Raw genomic sequence first — 15076 nt, forward strand, 5'->3', positions numbered from 1 at the left:
CAGCGTCATCTTCCGCGCTTAGCGATGGAAGATGACTCAAGCCTCCGATATCGTCGCCGACCTCGATCGGCTCTATCGCGCCTCGGTCGAACGACTGCAGCAGGCGCTCAACCGCTACATCACCGACGGCACCACGCCCGATCCCGAGACGCGGACCGACGGCAGCTTCGCCTATCCCGAACTGCGCGTCACCTATCGCGGCGGCGTCAACAAGCCGATCCCGCGCCGCTCGTTCGGCCGGCTGGTCGAGGCGGGCGATTACCGCATCTCGGTGACGCGCCCGGCGATGTTCGCCGAATATCTGACCGAGCAGCTGACCTTCCTGATCGAGGATTATGACGTCGAGGTGCATGCGGTCACCGGGCGGCAGGAAATTCCCTTCCCCTATGTGCTGGATCCCAACACGATCCTGAGCCTGGACGACGTCTCGGCGACCGAGCTGGGCCGCCATTTCCCGGCGACCGAGCTGTCGCATATCGGCGACGAGATCGCCGACGGCATCTGGGTGAGCCAGGACGAGACGCGGCCGCTGGCGCTGTTCGATGCGCTGCGCACCGATTTCTCGCTGGCGCGGCTCAAGCATTACACCGGCACGCCGGTGGAGCATTTCCAGCAATATATCCTGTTCACCAACTATCACCGCTATGTCGACGAGTTCGTCCGCTGGGCGTGCGCGCAGCTGGGGCCGGACAGCCGCTTCACCGGCGTGTCGGGTGCGGGCGGGATCGTGATCGAGGATGCGGCGGACGCCGACCGACTGGTAAGCGACGGCGCATGGCGGCGGCACCAGATGCCCGCCTATCACCTGATGGCCGAGGGCGGCACGGGGATCACGCTGGTCAATATCGGCGTCGGCCCGTCCAACGCGAAGACGATCACCGATCACCTCGCGGTCATCCGCCCCGAGGCGTGGCTGATGATCGGCCATTGCGGCGGCCTGCGCCCGAGCCAGCGGATCGGCGACTACGTCCTCGCCCATGCCTATCTGCGCGACGACCATATCATGGACGACGTGCTGCCGCCGGAGATCCCGATCCCCGCCATCGCCGAAGTCCAGCAGGCGCTGGCGCGCGCGGCGGAGACGGTCTCGGGCCAGTCGGGCGACGAGCTCAAGCAGCGCTTACGCACCGGCACGATCGTCACCACCGACGACCGCAACTGGGAGCTGCGCTATTCGCAATCGGCGCTGCGCTTCTCGCTGAGCCGCGCGGTGGGGGTCGACATGGAGTCGGCGACGCTGGCCGCGCAGGGCTATCGCTTCCGCGTGCCCTATGGGACGCTGCTTTGCGTCTCGGACAAGCCGCTCCACGGCGAGCTCAAGCTGCCCGGCCAGGCCAACCGCTTCTACGAGCGCGCGATCGCCGAGCATCTCAAGATCGGCATCGAAGCCTGCGAGGAACTGCGCCGCGAGGGCGCCAAGCTCCATAGCCGAAAGCTGCGCGCCTTCAACGAACCGCCGTTCCGTTGAGGCGAAGCGGTGCCCCGGCTGCCGCCGGGGCACCCTCGATCAGAACACCGTTTCGAGCAGCACCACGCTGGGATCGCCCTCGACCTCGCGGGCGACGAAGCCCATCTCGCGCTCCAGCTCGATCGCCAGGTGATTCTCGCGGCTCTCGATCGACTGGAGCCGCTTCACCCCGCGCGCCTTGGCCTCGGCGGTGATATAGTTGAGCAGGCTCCAGCCCACGCCCTGCCCCTTGCGATCGGCGCGGATCGAGATCGCGACCTCGGCGGTCTCCAGCGTGTCGTCGCAGGCGAGCATGCCCGAGCCGACCAGCTGGCCTTCGGGGGTGAACGCAAGGTAGCTCTCGGTCTTGTGGTGATCGACCTCGATCAGCGCCTTGGCCTGGTGCGGCTGGAGCTGCGGGCTGGCGGTGAAGAAGCGGAAGCGGCGATCCTCGTTCGAGACATGGTCGAAAAAGTCCTTGAGCAGCGCCTCGTCGTCGGGACGTACGGTGCGCACGTCGATGACGAGCCCGGAGCGGGTCGGCAGCTGGACAGGCTCGGCGTTGGTCGCGGTCATGACGAAATCTCCCGGTGTTAGCTGGCCTGCCCGTATCATGGCGGGCCGGTTCGGCCATCCGTAAACGCCCGATGGCTGGCAATTTCCGCGAAAAGCCCTATGTGCGCCAACGATCATGGCAACGCGACTCCCCGAAGCCCCCAAGGTGGGCATGGTGTCGCTCGGCTGTCCCAAGAATCTGGTCGACTCCGAGCGTATCCTCACGAAGCTCCGTTCGGATGGCTATGCGCTGTCGCCGGACTATGCCGGCGCGGACGTCGTGCTGGTGAATACCTGCGGCTTCCTCGACAGCGCCAAGGAAGAATCGCTCGAGGCAATCGGCGAGGCGATCGCCGAGAACGGTCGCGTGATCGTCACCGGCTGCATGGGCAAGGAAGCCGAGGTGATCCGCGCCCGCTTCCCCAATGTGCTCGCGGTCACCGGCGCGCATCAATATGAGGAAGTGGTCGGCGCGGTGCATGACGCAGCGCCGATGCCGCCCTCGCCCTTCGTCAACCTGGTGCCGGACAGCGGGCTCAAGCTCACCCCGCGCCACTACAGCTATCTGAAGATCTCGGAAGGCTGCAACCATCGCTGCAGCTTCTGCATCATCCCGTCGCTGCGCGGCGACCTGGTCAGCCGCCGCCCCGACGCGATCCTGCGCGAGGCCGAGAAGCTCGTTGCGGCCGGCACCAAGGAACTGCTGGTCATCAGCCAGGACACCTCGGCCTACGGGATCGACATCCGCAAGGAGCCGCGCGCCTGGAAGGGCCGCGAGGTGGTGCCGCACATGACCGACCTCGCCCGCGAGCTCGGCCAGATCGCACCCTGGGTGCGGCTGCACTATGTCTATCCCTACCCCCATGTCGACCAGGTGATCCCGCTGATGGCGGAGGGGCTGGTGCTCCCCTATCTCGACATCCCGTTCCAGCATGCGGCACCGAACGTGCTGCGCGCGATGAAGCGCCCGGCCAACGAAGCCAAGGTGCTCGAGCGGCTTCGCGGCTGGCGCGAGATCGCCCCGGACATCACCATCCGCTCGACCTTCGTCGTCGGCTTCCCCGGCGAGACCGAGGAAGACTTCCAGTATCTGCTCGACTGGCTGGACGAGGCCCAGCTCGACCGCGTCGGCGCGTTCCGCTTCGAGCCGGTCGAAGGCGCCTCCGCCAATGACCTCCCCGGCGCGGTGCCCGAGGACGTCAAGGAAGAGCGCTACGCCCGGATCATGGAGAAGACCGCTGCGATCAGCGCCGCCAAGCTCCAGGCCAAGATCGGCCGCCAGCTGGAGGTGATCATCGACGCGGTCGACGAGGACGGCGGCGCCACCGGCCGCAGCCAGGCCGACGCGCCGGAGATCGACGGCGAAGTCTTCCTGCGCGACGCGGGGCATCTGGGGCAAGGCGACATCGTGAAGGTCCTGATCGAGGACGCCGACGAGCACGACCTCTACGGCGTCCCGATGGGCTGATCGTCGTTGGCAGGGTGCGCCGGCAGCGCTAAGCCTCCGGGACCATCTCCCGGAGGCCCGATGTTCCGTTCCGCTGTTGCCGCCACCCTGCTGATCGCCACCCCCGCCGCCGCGCAGCAGCTCACGCCCGAGCAGAGCGCCAAGGTCGACACCATCGTCGCGGATGCGCTCAGGAGCAGCGGCGTGCCATCGGCCTCGATCGCGATCGTGCGCGACGGCAAGATCGTCTTCACCAAGGCCTATGGGGACCAAGGCCCCGGCATCGCCAAGGGGCCGGACGTAAACGCCAAGTACCAGATCGCATCCGTCTCCAAGCAGTTCACCGCCGCGGCGATCCTGCTACTTGAGAACGAAGGCAAGCTCAGCCTCGACGACAAGGTGTCGAAATGGGTGCCGGACGTCACCGACGCCGACAAGATCACCATCCGCCAGCTGCTCAGCCACACCGCTGGCCTGCAGGATTACTGGCCGCAGGACTATAGCTTCAAGGCGATGGAGACGGCGGTGACGCCGCAGCAGATCGTCGATCGCTGGGCCAAGAAGCCGCTGGATTTCACTCCCGGCACCGCATGGCAATATTCGAACACCGGCTATGTCGTCGCGGGCATGATCATCGAGAAGGCGTCGGGCAAGAAGCTGCTCGACTATCTCCAGGCGAAGATCTTCAAGCCGCTGGGCATGCAGGCGATCGATCAGGACAAGGCGGTCGGCAAGGGCTTCCCGCAGGGCACCCATCGCTATGCCCTCGGTCCCGTGCGCCCCGCCAAGCCGGCGGCGGACGGATGGCTCTGGGCGGCGGGCGAGCTGGCGATGAGCGCCGCCGACCTCGCCAAATGGGACATCGCCCGGATCGATCGAAAGCTGCTCACGCCCGAGGATTGGGCGATGCAGGAAACCGAGGTGAAGCTCGCCGACGGCACGCCGACGCGGTACGGCCTGGGCGTGTCGCTGGGCGAGCATGGCGGCAAGAAGGAAGTCTCGCACGGCGGCGAGGCGGTCGGCTTCCTGTCGAGCAACGTCGTGATCCCTGAGGCGCGCTTCGCCGTGGTCTCGCTGGTCAGTGCCGATTTCGGCGGCGCGAACGACGTCATCGCCCAGGGCATCACCGATCTGCTGCTGCCCGTCGCCAAGCCCGCCGCTGCGCTCACCCTGGATCAGCAGCGCGATGCGCTCGCCCGGAAGCTGTTCGACCAGCTCCGCGCCAGCGCCCCCGATCGCAGCCTGATGACCGAGGATGCCAATTACTTCTTCGATGCGACGGTGCTCGGCGACTATCGCGCCAGCCTCGCCCCGCTCGGCGAGCCGCTCGCGTTCGAGCCGATCGGCAAGCCGCGGCTGCGCGGCGGCTTCGTCAACCGCAACTACCGGATCCGCTACAAGGATCGGATGCTCGTCGCGGTGACCTATGCCGAGCCTGGTGCCGACGGCAAGTTCGAGCAGTTCCTGGTGATGCCGCGATGAAAGACGACTCCGAGAACCGCGCCAAGGACCGCGCCGAAGCCGCCAAGGTGCGTAAGCGCTGGATCACGCTGGGCGAGGTGCTGGGGGTCGCCGCGGTGCTGATCTCCGGCCTCACGCTCTGGAACAACTGGAGCGATCGCCGCGAGACCAAGGCCGAGAAGGCGGCGACCGAGCAGCGCGCCTCCGCCAAGGTGGCGAAGCTGGTGCTGGTCGCAGCCGATGGCGGCAAGCAGACGCTGGCGCTGAAGCCTGCCGCTGCCGAGCAATCCGTGCAGAGCCAGACCATCCTGTTCCCGTCCGCGCTGGCCGTCTCGCCCGCCGCCACCACCGGCGAACCGCGCATCGAAGGCGGCTGGTTCGAGCATGCGCTGGTCAAGGCACGCGAGGCCGCCGGGCTGGCCGACAACAGCCGCGGCGACGAGCGGCTGCCGGTGGTGATCGTCACCCAGTACCTTGCCGATGGCGACCCCCACGAGGATGTGGCGCTGTACGATGTCGGCTATACCATCTCGGGCAAGTTCCTCGGCGGGCACAGCGTCACGCTGCGCGGCATCTCGCTGGTGGCGAAGGTGAAGCGCGACCATGCCCAGGCCAGGCTCGACGCGCGGTGGAAGACGCTGCTGCCCCCCGCGAAGTGATCCGGCGCCCCTGGCCAAAAAACCAGGGGGGTCCGGGCTAGGCGCGGGGCGCGCGGCGTCCTAGATCAGGCGCATGACGGATCTCAACACGCTCGTTCAGCCCGACCGCGGCCAGGCCGCTCGCACCATCCACCTGATCGACGCCAAGGGCTATGACGCCTGGCTCGCCGCGCAGCCGCCGCGCCATCGTGCCGCCGCCGCCGCGCAGAAGCTGGCCCCGGTGGGCTATGCGAGCGCGATCCTGCCCGGCGACTCGCCCGAGGACTGGTCGGTCGTCTCGGTGGTCGCCAATGTCGAGAAGCTGTCGCCCTGGTGCCTCGCCAAGCTGGCCGAGACGCTGCCCGAGGGCAGCTACCGCGTCGAGGGGATCGAGCCCGGCAAGGCGATCTATGGCTGGCTCGTCGCCCAGTACAAGTTCGATCGCTACAGGAAGGCCGATCCCAAGGCACAGGGCCCGCGCGTGCTGCTCACCACCGATCCGGTGAAGATGGAGGAAGCGGTGCGCATGGCCGCCGTTACCTTCAAGCTGCGCGACCGGATCAACACCGGCGCCAACGACATGAGCCCGGCCGATCTCGAAGAGGCCGGTGCCGAACTCGCCAAGGCCTATGGTGCTACCTTCTCGGTGGTGAAGGGCGACGAGCTCCAGCAGGGCTATGGCATGCTGCACGCCGTCGGCCAGGCCGCCGGCAAGGGCCGCGAGCCGCGGCTGATCGAGCTCGAATGGGGCAATCCCGAGCATCCGCGCATCGCGATCATCGGCAAGGGCGTCTGCTTCGACAGCGGCGGGCTCGACATCAAGCCGGCCAGCGGCATGCGGCTGATGAAGAAGGACATGGGTGGTGCTGCCCATGCCTTCGCGCTCGGCGAGCTGGTGATGCAGAACAAGCTGCCGGTGCGGCTGCACCTGCTGGTCCCGGCGGTCGAGAACTCGATCTCGGGCGAGGCGACGCGCCCGGGCGATGTGATGATTTCGCGCAAGGGCATCACCGTCGAGAACAGCAATACCGACGCCGAAGGCCGGCTGATCCTGGGCGACGCGCTCACCAAGGCCGAGGAGAAGGATCCCGAGCTGGTGTTCGACTTCGCGACGCTGACCGGAGCCGCGCGCGTGGCGCTGGGCGCGGACCTGCAGGCACTGTTCGCCAATGACGACACACTGGCGGCCGAGATCCTGGCGGCTGGCGAGGAAGAGAGCGACCCGATCTGGCGGATGCCGCTCTACGATCCGTACAAGGATCTGCTGAAGTCGGACGTGGCGGACATGGTCAACGCGGCCGAGGGTCCGTTCGGCGGCGCGATCACCGCAGCGCTGTTCCTCAAGGAATTCGTGCCGGCCAAGGCCCAATGGGCCCATTTCGACATCTTCTGCTGGAACGGCAGCCCCAAGCCGGGCCGCCCCAAGGGCGCCGAGGCGGTCAGCCTGCGCGCCACCTGGAAGGTGCTCAAGGACCGCTACGGCGGATAAGCGCTTCGGCCGCCGGCGGCATCACGCCGTCGGCGAGCCAGCGCTCGACTTCTTCCTTGTCCATCGGGCGACCGAACAGATAGCCCTGCCCCTGCGCGCAGCCGAGTGACCGCAGCATTTCGGCCGTCTCCAGCGTCTCGATGCCCTCGGCCACCACCGGCAGCTCCAGCGTGCCGGCCAGGCCGAGGATGGCGCGAACGATCCGCAGCTTCTCGGTGCTCTCATTCAGCGAATCGACGAAGGAACGATCGATCTTGATCTTGTCGAACGGCAGCATGCGGAGATGCTGGATCGAGGCATAGCCGGTGCCGAAATCGTCGAGCGCCAGCTGCACGCCCTGGTTCTTGAGCGACTCGATCGCGTGGTGCGCCTTCTCGGCATCGACGATCAGCGCATTCTCGGTGATCTCGACGGTCAGTCGCTGCGGCGGGAAGCCGGTGCGGGCGAGCACCGACAGGATCTTGTGGCTCAACCAGTCGTCGCGCAGCTGGCCCGGCGAGATGTTGATCGCGATGCTGGCGGGCACTGTCCAGTCGCGCGTCTCCGAACAGGCGCGATCGAGCAGGTCGAGCATCAGCGTATTGAGCAGCCCGCATTCCTCGGCGATCGGGATGAACTGGTCGGGCCCGATCTCGGCATCCTCGCGGCGCCAGCGGGCGAGCAGCTCGAAGCCGGTGACATGGCCGGTGCGCAGATCGATGATCGGCTGGTAACGCGGGTAGAACAGCCCCTGGGTGAGCCCGTCGCGCATTTCCGCCTCGATCGTCGAGCGGCGTCGGATCTCGGCGTCCATCTGGCTGGCAAAGGCGCAGTAGCAGCCGCGGCCGGCTTCCTTGGCCTGATAGAGTGCGACATCGGCGCGCCGCATCAGCGTGTCCGCGTCGGAAGCGTCGTCGGGATAGAGCGCGATACCGACGCTGGCGCCGATATGGTGCATGCGCTCGTCGATCAGGAAAGGGCGTGCCACCTCGCGCACGATGGCGTGGGCGACGCTCCGCACCCGGTCGAGGTCGTCGCCGTCGTATGGAAGGGTGATCGCGAACTCGTCGCCGCCCAGTCGGTAGCTGCGGCCGCCCTCCCCCACCACCCAGCTCAGCCGGCCGGCGACGGCACGGAGCAGTTGGTCGCCGATCGGATGGCCATGCACGTCGTTGATCGACTTGAAGCGGTCGAGATCGACCAGCATCAGCCCGAAGCGATGCGGCTCGGCGCTGCGAAGATACTCGGCCAGTGCGCGGCGATTGGGGAGGCCGGTGAGCGGATCGTGATAGGCGAGCTGGTGCGCGCGCTGTTCGGCCAGTCGCGCGCGGCGCTGTCCGGCGGCCATCTCGGCCCGTGAGGCAAGCACGTCGACGAAGCCGGCATGGGTGGCGCCGAACATCCGCAGCACTACCGCCGAGACGAGGATGATGTTGATCCCCAACCCGATCAGGAACCGGTCGCCCGAGGCGATCAGGCACAGGATGACCGGCGAGGCGCCGAAGCCCATCACGAGCCAAGCCGCGACCGGGAAGGTCTGCAGGCAGTAGCAGCAGGTGATTGCCCCGATGAAGATGTAGAGCGCGATGCAGGTGCGTCGCGCAAGGTCCGCCTCGAAGAAGAGCAGCAGCGCCCACCCGCCAAAAGCGAGGCTGAGCAACGCCCCCGCTATGACGGTACCGATCAGATAGCGGCGGATCTTGCGGAGGCTGGGAATGGCGTCGCCACGTCGGGCAACCCACAACAGGCTGCGCGTTGCGGCGGCGATCCCCAGCAGGATCGGCGCGAGGATGCTGAGGCGAGTCGATACCGATCCGTAGGAGGCGAAGCCAAGGAACACCGCGTCGAGAAAGACGAGCGTGTACATCAGCGGGATCTGCTGGCCGAGCACTCGATATTGCTCGGTCAGGATCGCCCGGTCGAGCTTGGTCCTTCCCGATCGTACGAGGTGAATCCGCGGCAGCATGGAGGCCTTGTAGCGCCAGACCCCCGACAACAGGTTAATCCCCTGTCGCTATTTGCGCCGCCGCTTCGATGATCGGCACGAACTTGGCGGCGGTCAGGCTCGCCCCGCCGACCAGCGCGCCATCCACATCGTCGACCGCCAGGATCGATGCCGCGTTGGCGCCGCTCACCGAGCCGCCATAGAGGATCCGCATCTCGTTGGCCGAAGGCCCGATCATCCCGCGCAGCTTGGCGCGCAGGATCGCATGCATCGTCGCGATCTCGTCCAGCGTCGGCGTCTTGCCGGTGCCGATCGCCCAGCGCGGCTCATAGGCGATGGTCAGCCAATCGGGTGCGGCGCCGTCGGGCAGCGACTTTTCGATCTGCGACTGGACGATGCGCTCGGCGCGGCCTGCATCGTGCTCCGCTTCGGTCTCGCCGCAGCAGAGGATCACGTTCAGCCCATGGCGACGCGCAGCGGCTGCCTTGGCCCAGGTGTGGTGGCTGGTCTCGGCATGATCGGCGCGGCGCTCGGAATGGCCGACGATCACCACCTTGGCGCCCGCCTCCACCAGCATCGGTGCGGAGATGTCGCCGGTATGGGCGCCCTGATCGCTTTCGTGCACGTCCTGCGCACCGATCGTGAAGTCCGGGGCGATGTCCGCGGCGGCCGCGATCAGCGTGTACGGCACGCAGAGCAGCGCATCGACCTGGGGGTGTGCCCGTGCAGCGGCGGCGATCGCGTCGATCTCGCGCAGATGCGGCCGCATGCCGTGCATCTTCCAGTTTCCGGCGACCAGCTTGCGGCGCATCCATCACTCCCCGAATGTTTCGGCACAGTCGATACCGATTGCGCCGCGCGGCACAAGCTTGAAGGCGCGCGACACCGGCCCTAAAGCGGGCCCAAATTCCTCGAACGAACGGCTCTCCATGCTCAACGCCTTCCGGAACTTCACCAAGTCGCGCTACGGCCTGATCATCGTCTTCATCTTCCTGGGCCTGCTCGCGATCGCCTTTGCGGCAAGTGACGTCACCGGCATGCGCCAGGGGATCACCGGCAGCAGCGGCGCGCTGGCGACGGTGGCCGGCGAGAAGGTGACCGAGCAGCAGGTTCGCGATCGACTGGAGCGCTATGTCCGCAACGCGCAGGCGCAGGGGCAGAACATCACGATGGCACAGGTGCTGGCGCAGGGCGGGTTCGAGGCCGCGCTGAACGATGCCGTCAACACCGCCGCGATGGAAGCATTTGCAAACCAGAACGGCATGGCCGTCGGCAAGAAGCTGATCGATACCGACATCGCCAACAACCCGCAGTTCGCCGGCATGGACGGCAAGTTCAGCCAGCAGACCTTCGAGCAGTTGCTCGCGCAGAACCGGCTCACCCCGGCGGTGTTCCGCGAAGGCATGACCACGCAGCGCTACGCTGCCTGGCTGGTCGGCCCGGTCGCGCTGCGCGCCCCTGCCCCCGCCGGCGTGGTGACCCCTTATGTCGCGACGCTGCTCGAGCGCCGCACCGGTATCGTCGGCTTCGTTCAGTCGCTGGCGATGGACCCGGGCCCCGCGCCCGACGCCACCACGCTCGCCGGCTATTACGCGCAGAACCGCAGCCGCTATCAGGTGCCCGAGCGCCGCATCGTCCGCTATGCGCTTGCCCAGCCCGATGCGCTGAAGGGCCAGGCGACGCCGACCGAGGCCGAGATCGCCGCCGCCTACAAGAAGGATTCCGCCAAGTACGCCGCCAGCGAGAAGCGCGGCGTCGAGCTAGTGCAGGCGATCAGCCAGTCGGTTGCCGCCAAGGTTGCGGCCGCTGCCAAGGGCGGTGACCTCGCCGGTGCCGCCAAGGCCGCTGGTCTCGAGGCCCGCACCATCGACGCCGGCGACAAGGCCGGCCTCGCCAAGCAGGTCTCGGCACCCTTCGCCGACGCCGCCTTCGCCGCTCCGGCGAGCGCGCTGCAGGGCCCCGTCCAGCTCGGCGGCGCCTGGTTCGTCTACCGCGTGAGCAAGGTCGAGAAGATCGCCGCACGCACGCTCGACCAGGTCCGCGCCGAGCTCACCGAGGAAGTCGCCAAGCGCAAGCTCGCCGCGCTGCTCGCCGATTCGCGTCAGGCGATCGAGGATGCCGTGGGTGACGGCGCGACCTTCGACGAAGCCGTCGCCAAGGCCAAGCTGACCACGGTGCGCAGCCCCGCGCTGATCGCCAACGCCACCGATCCCGACAATGCCGCCTACCAGCCCGACGCGACCGTCACGGCGGCGATGAAGGCCGGCTTCGGCTTCGAGCAGGCCGGCGACGAGCCGCAGGTGGTGCCCGTCGGCCCGGACGGCGGTTTCGCGCTGGTCTCGCTCGACAAGATCGTGCCCGCCGCACCGCGGCCGCTCGCCCAGATCACCGACAAGGTGAAGGCCGACTATCTGCTCGACCAGGCACTCGCCAAGGCGCGCACGGCCGCCACCGCGATGCTGCCCAAGCTGCAGAAGGGCGTGCCGATGGCGCAGGCGCTCGCAGAGGCTGGTGCGACCAAGGGTGCCCCGCCCAAGCCGTTCGACTTCAAGCGCAGCGAGCTGCGCGGCAAGGAGAATTTCATTCAGATGGCGTTCGACATGCCGGCCAAGACCGCGCGTCTCGTCGAGGCGCCGAACCGCGCCGGCTATTACGTCGTCTATGTCGACACGATCCAGCCGGGGTCCATCGCGGGCGACCCGCAGGGCCCGCAGATGCTGCAGTCGATCACCCAGGCGCTGGGCCAGGTGGGCGCGCAGGAATATGAGAGCCAGTTCGCCGCCTCTCTGGTGAGCGCGCTCAAGGTCCGCCGCAACGAAGCCGCGATCGCCCGCCTCCGCGCCGATCTGCAGCGCAACGGCGGCCAGTGATCCAGGGCATCGACGCCGCCCGTGCCGCGCTCGCCGCCGGCCGGCCCGCCTTGGTCTGGCGCCGACAGGTCGCCGATACCGAGACACCGGTCGCGGCCGCGCTCAAGCTGATCGAGCCGGGTCGGGGCGACTTCCTGCTGGAGTCGGTCGAGGGCGGGTCGGTCCGCGGCCGGCACAGCCTGATCGGGCTCGCGCCCGACCTGGTGTTCCGCGCGACCGGCACCACGGCCGAGATCAACCGGCACTGGCTCACCGACCGCAACGGGTTCGATCCGCTGTCGGACGACCCGCTCACCGCCCTGCGCACGCTGGTCGCCGATTGCCGGATGGACGTGCCGGCCGAGCTGCCGCGCGCGCTCGCCTGCCTCGTCGGTTATTTCAGCTACGAAACGGTCGGGCTGGTCGAGAAGCTTCCCCGCCCGCCGCAGAGCCCGGTCGGCGTGCCGGACATGATCTTCGTGCGCCCGACGGTGCTGCTGGTCTTCGATCGGCTGGCGGACACGCTGTTCTTCGTCGCGCCCGTCTGGCCCGGCGCCGATCCGGCAGTCGCAGCCGAGCGCATCGATGCCGTCGCCGCGCAGCTCGCCAGCGCGCCACTGCCGGCACCCGTTCGCGCCCACCCGCTGCCGATCGTGCCGACCCCGGTGCTGCCGGAAGGCCGCTATGGCGCAATGGTCGCCGCGGCGAAGGAGTATATCGCGGCAGGCGACATCTTCCAGGTGGTGCTGGCCCAGCGCTTCACCGCACCCTTCCCGCTGCCGCCGTTCGAGCTCTACCGCGCGCTGCGGCGGATCAACCCCTCGCCCTTCCTCTACCATCTCGACCTGCCGGGCTTCGCGCTCACCGGGTCGAGCCCGGAAATCCTGGTCCGCGCCCGCGACGGCGAAATCACCATCCGCCCGATCGCCGGCACCCGCCCGCGCGGCCGCACCGCCGCCGAGGACGAGGCCAACCGCGCCTCGCTGCTCGCCGATCCGAAGGAGCGCGCCGAGCATCTGATGCTGCTCGATCTCGGCCGCAACGATGTCGGCCGCGCCGCTGCGCCCGGCACGGTCAAGGTGACGGACAGCTATACGGTCGAGTTCTACAGCCATGTGATGCACATCGTGTCGAACGTGGTGGGCAGGCTACGCAAGGACGCCGATGCGATCGACGCGCTGTTCGCCGGCTTCCCGGCGGGAACCGTGAGCGGCGCTCCGAAGGTGCGCGCCTGCGAGATCATCGCCGAGCTGGAGGCGGAGACGCGTGGGCCCTATGCGGGCGGCGTCGGCTATTTCTCGCCCGACGGCTCGATGGATTCGTGCATCGTGCTCCGCACCGCGCTGGTGAAGGACGGAGTGATGCACGTGCAGGCGGGCGCCGGCATCGTCGCCGACTCCGATCCGGCCTATGAGCAGCGCGAATGCGAGGCCAAGTCCGGGGCATTGTTCGCCGCCGCGCGCGAGGCGATCGCGCGGGCCGGCGAGGCGGGCTTCGGCCAATAGGCCGGACCCCGCCTGACCTCCGCGGCTAATCACCACAATCGTCATCCCGGCGGAAGCCGGGATCCAGTCGCCTCTCGGCTGCAGCAGGAGCCGAAACGGAGGCATCAATGGATCCCGGCGTTCGCCGGGATGACGGCCTGTGAAGAGCAATCAGGGCGCCCGATCAGGGCACGCGCGAGCCCTTCACTTCGCGGTCGAGCTTCTCCTGATACCATTGCTGCAGCGCCTGGCGGCTGCAGCCCGTCTGGCCGCCGGTGCCGATGGCAGAGCAGCTGTTGGGAAGTCCCGCGCGGTTGACTTCTTCCACCACTTCCATGCGACGGGACCAGCTGGTCGAGGGTGCATCTTCCTTGGGCTGGTCGCGGAAGCGCTTGGGGATGCGATAGGGCGAGTCGCCCGCATTCGAACAGACGACGATCTCGTCGGGGTTGGCCGGCTTGGGACAGCTCTCCTCCCCATAGAGCAGGATGCTGCGCACCCGCTTGGGCGGGCCGTCCTGCGCCGTCTGGTCCTGGGTCTGGGCATACGCCGGTGCGGCGAGCAGGGCGGTGGCAAGCATCAAACGGGCAAGCATGAGGATACTCCTGGAAGGCGACACAACGTCCCTGCCCCGCCAGCGGTGCCGCCGCACTGTGGCACCCGCAAGGCCGGATTGTGTAAGCGCGCGGGAGCGCCTAGGTCTGCGCCCATGATCCTCGTGCTCGACAATTACGATAGCTTCACCTGGAACCTCGTCCATTATCTGATGGAATTGGGGGTGGAGGTGCAGGTGGTGCGCAACGACGCGCTGACCCCCAACGAGGCGATCGCCAGCAACGCGCAGGGCTTCCTGATTTCCCCCGGCCCGTGCACGCCGAACGAAGCCGGGATCAGCCTCGATCTGGTCGCCGCCTGCGCCGATCTCGGCAAGCCGCTGCTCGGCGTCTGCCTGGGGCACCAGTCGATCGGCCAGCATTTCGGCGGCAAGGTGGTGCGCGGCGGGCTGATGCACGGCAAGACATCGCCGGTCACCCATGACGGCACCGGGCTGTTCACCGATCTGCCCTCGCCCTTCACAGCCACGCGCTATCACTCGCTGATCGTCACCGACATTCCCGACAGCCTGGTGGTCAACGCCACCGCCGAGGACGGATCGGTGATGGGCTTTCGGCACGCGTCGCTGCCGATCCACAGCGTGCAATTCCATCCCGAAAGCATCGCTACCGAGCACGGCCACGCGATGCTCGCGAATTTCCTGCGGCTGGCCGGCATCGAGGCGACTGCCACCGCCTGACCTGCTTCAGCCTCGGTTCATCGCAGATGCGCTAGGAGAATTGCCATGAAACCGATCCTCGCCTCCCTGCTCGCCGGTGCCGCGCTGCTTGCGGCACCTGTCGCCAACGCCCGCCACCGCGATACGCCGGAACAGCAGCTCGCCAAGCTGCTCGCCGGCCGAGTCGCGGGCAAGCCGGTGGACTGCATCAGCCTGGTCCGTACCGGCGCCAGCCAGATCATCGACGGCAAGGCGATCGTCTACACCGTCGGCAACACGCTCTATGTCAACCAGCCGCGCGGCGGTGCCGATCAGCTGGACGACAACTCGATTCTGGTGACCAACACCTTCGGGTCGCAGCTGTGCAGCATCGACACGGTGCGGCTGATCGACCGCAATTCCTTCTTTCCCCGGGGCTTCGTCTCTCTCGGCGAGTTCGTGCCCTACACCAAGCCTAAGAAGAGCAACTAAGCCCCCCAAGCAGGATTTGCTCGACAGGCTGGCCGCGC

13 protein-coding genes are annotated in these 15076 nt (G+C 67.8%); 9 read left to right on the top strand and 4 right to left on the bottom strand.

Annotated elements, in window-relative coordinates:
- The first annotated feature begins 31 nt into the window (after positions 1 to 31).
- Positions 32 to 1468 carry an AMP nucleosidase gene (locus tag GGR89_RS08575; RefSeq protein WP_125976181.1) on the top strand — a complete coding sequence of 479 codons (1437 nt, stop codon included), beginning with the start codon at positions 32 to 34 and terminating at the stop codon, positions 1466 to 1468.
- Between the two features lie 39 nt (positions 1469 to 1507).
- On the opposite strand, the gene GGR89_RS08580 is transcribed toward GGR89_RS08575, so the two are convergent.
- Positions 1508 to 2023: a GNAT family N-acetyltransferase gene (locus GGR89_RS08580; protein ID WP_125976179.1), complete on the bottom strand. Its 516-nt coding sequence runs from the start codon at positions 2021 to 2023 to the stop codon at positions 1508 to 1510.
- 115 nt (positions 2024 to 2138) lie between these two features.
- On the opposite strand from GGR89_RS08580, the gene rimO reads away from it, so the two are divergent.
- From rimO to GGR89_RS08600, 4 genes are all read left to right on the top strand, one after another.
- Entirely contained in the window at positions 2139 to 3470 is a 1332-nt protein-coding gene (gene rimO, locus GGR89_RS08585; protein ID WP_125976177.1) for a 30S ribosomal protein S12 methylthiotransferase RimO, read from the top strand.
- A 60-nt stretch (positions 3471 to 3530) separates the two neighbouring features.
- Entirely contained in the window at positions 3531 to 4931 is a 1401-nt protein-coding gene (locus GGR89_RS08590; protein WP_125976175.1) for a serine hydrolase domain-containing protein, read from the top strand.
- On the top strand, positions 4928 to 5569 hold the full coding sequence (locus GGR89_RS08595) for a hypothetical protein (RefSeq protein WP_125976173.1): 642 nt from the start codon (positions 4928 to 4930) through the stop codon (positions 5567 to 5569). Before GGR89_RS08590 ends, GGR89_RS08595 begins: the two co-directional genes overlap by 4 nt.
- 73 nt (positions 5570 to 5642) lie before the next feature.
- Positions 5643 to 7037 carry a leucyl aminopeptidase family protein gene (locus GGR89_RS08600; RefSeq protein WP_125976171.1) on the top strand — a complete coding sequence of 465 codons (1395 nt, stop codon included), beginning with the start codon at positions 5643 to 5645 and terminating at the stop codon, positions 7035 to 7037.
- Here the strand turns inward: GGR89_RS08600 and GGR89_RS08605 are convergent.
- Entirely contained in the window at positions 7015 to 9012 is a 1998-nt protein-coding gene (locus tag GGR89_RS08605) for a putative bifunctional diguanylate cyclase/phosphodiesterase (protein ID WP_241217960.1), read from the bottom strand. The genes GGR89_RS08600 and GGR89_RS08605 overlap by 23 nt on opposite strands.
- Positions 9013 to 9016: 4 nt before the next feature.
- Positions 9017 to 9772, bottom strand: a complete 756-nt coding sequence (tpiA, locus tag GGR89_RS08610) for a triose-phosphate isomerase (protein WP_125976169.1) — start codon at positions 9770 to 9772, stop codon at positions 9017 to 9019.
- A gap of 118 nt (positions 9773 to 9890) precedes the next feature.
- On the opposite strand from tpiA, the gene GGR89_RS08615 reads away from it, so the two are divergent.
- Together GGR89_RS08615 and GGR89_RS08620 are read left to right on the top strand one after the other, a co-directional pair.
- Positions 9891 to 11831 (top strand): peptidylprolyl isomerase, encoded by a 1941-nt coding sequence (locus tag GGR89_RS08615; RefSeq protein ID WP_125976167.1) that lies wholly within the window; start codon positions 9891 to 9893, stop codon positions 11829 to 11831.
- A complete protein-coding gene (locus tag GGR89_RS08620; RefSeq protein WP_125976165.1) occupies positions 11828 to 13315 on the top strand; it encodes an anthranilate synthase component I family protein in 1488 nt (495 codons plus the stop codon). Before GGR89_RS08615 ends, GGR89_RS08620 begins: the two co-directional genes overlap by 4 nt.
- 163 nt (positions 13316 to 13478) lie before the next feature.
- Here the strand turns inward: GGR89_RS08620 and GGR89_RS08625 are convergent, their stop codons facing one another.
- Positions 13479 to 13874, bottom strand: coding sequence for a hypothetical protein (locus tag GGR89_RS08625; protein ID WP_125976229.1), 396 nt, complete (start codon positions 13872 to 13874; stop codon positions 13479 to 13481).
- 129 nt (positions 13875 to 14003) lie between these two features.
- Here GGR89_RS08625 and GGR89_RS08630 point away from each other — a divergent pair, with 129 nt between their 5' ends.
- Positions 14004 to 14588 carry an anthranilate synthase component II gene (locus tag GGR89_RS08630; protein WP_125976163.1) on the top strand — a complete coding sequence of 195 codons (585 nt, stop codon included), beginning with the start codon at positions 14004 to 14006 and terminating at the stop codon, positions 14586 to 14588.
- Between the two features lie 45 nt (positions 14589 to 14633).
- On the top strand, positions 14634 to 15038 hold the full coding sequence (locus GGR89_RS08635; RefSeq protein WP_125976161.1) for a hypothetical protein: 405 nt from the start codon (positions 14634 to 14636) through the stop codon (positions 15036 to 15038).
- Positions 15039 to 15076 lie beyond the last annotated feature (38 nt).

Origin of the sequence: Sphingomonas trueperi, assembly GCF_011927635.1 — a bacterium.
Lineage (GTDB): Bacteria > Pseudomonadota > Alphaproteobacteria > Sphingomonadales > Sphingomonadaceae > Sphingomonas > Sphingomonas trueperi.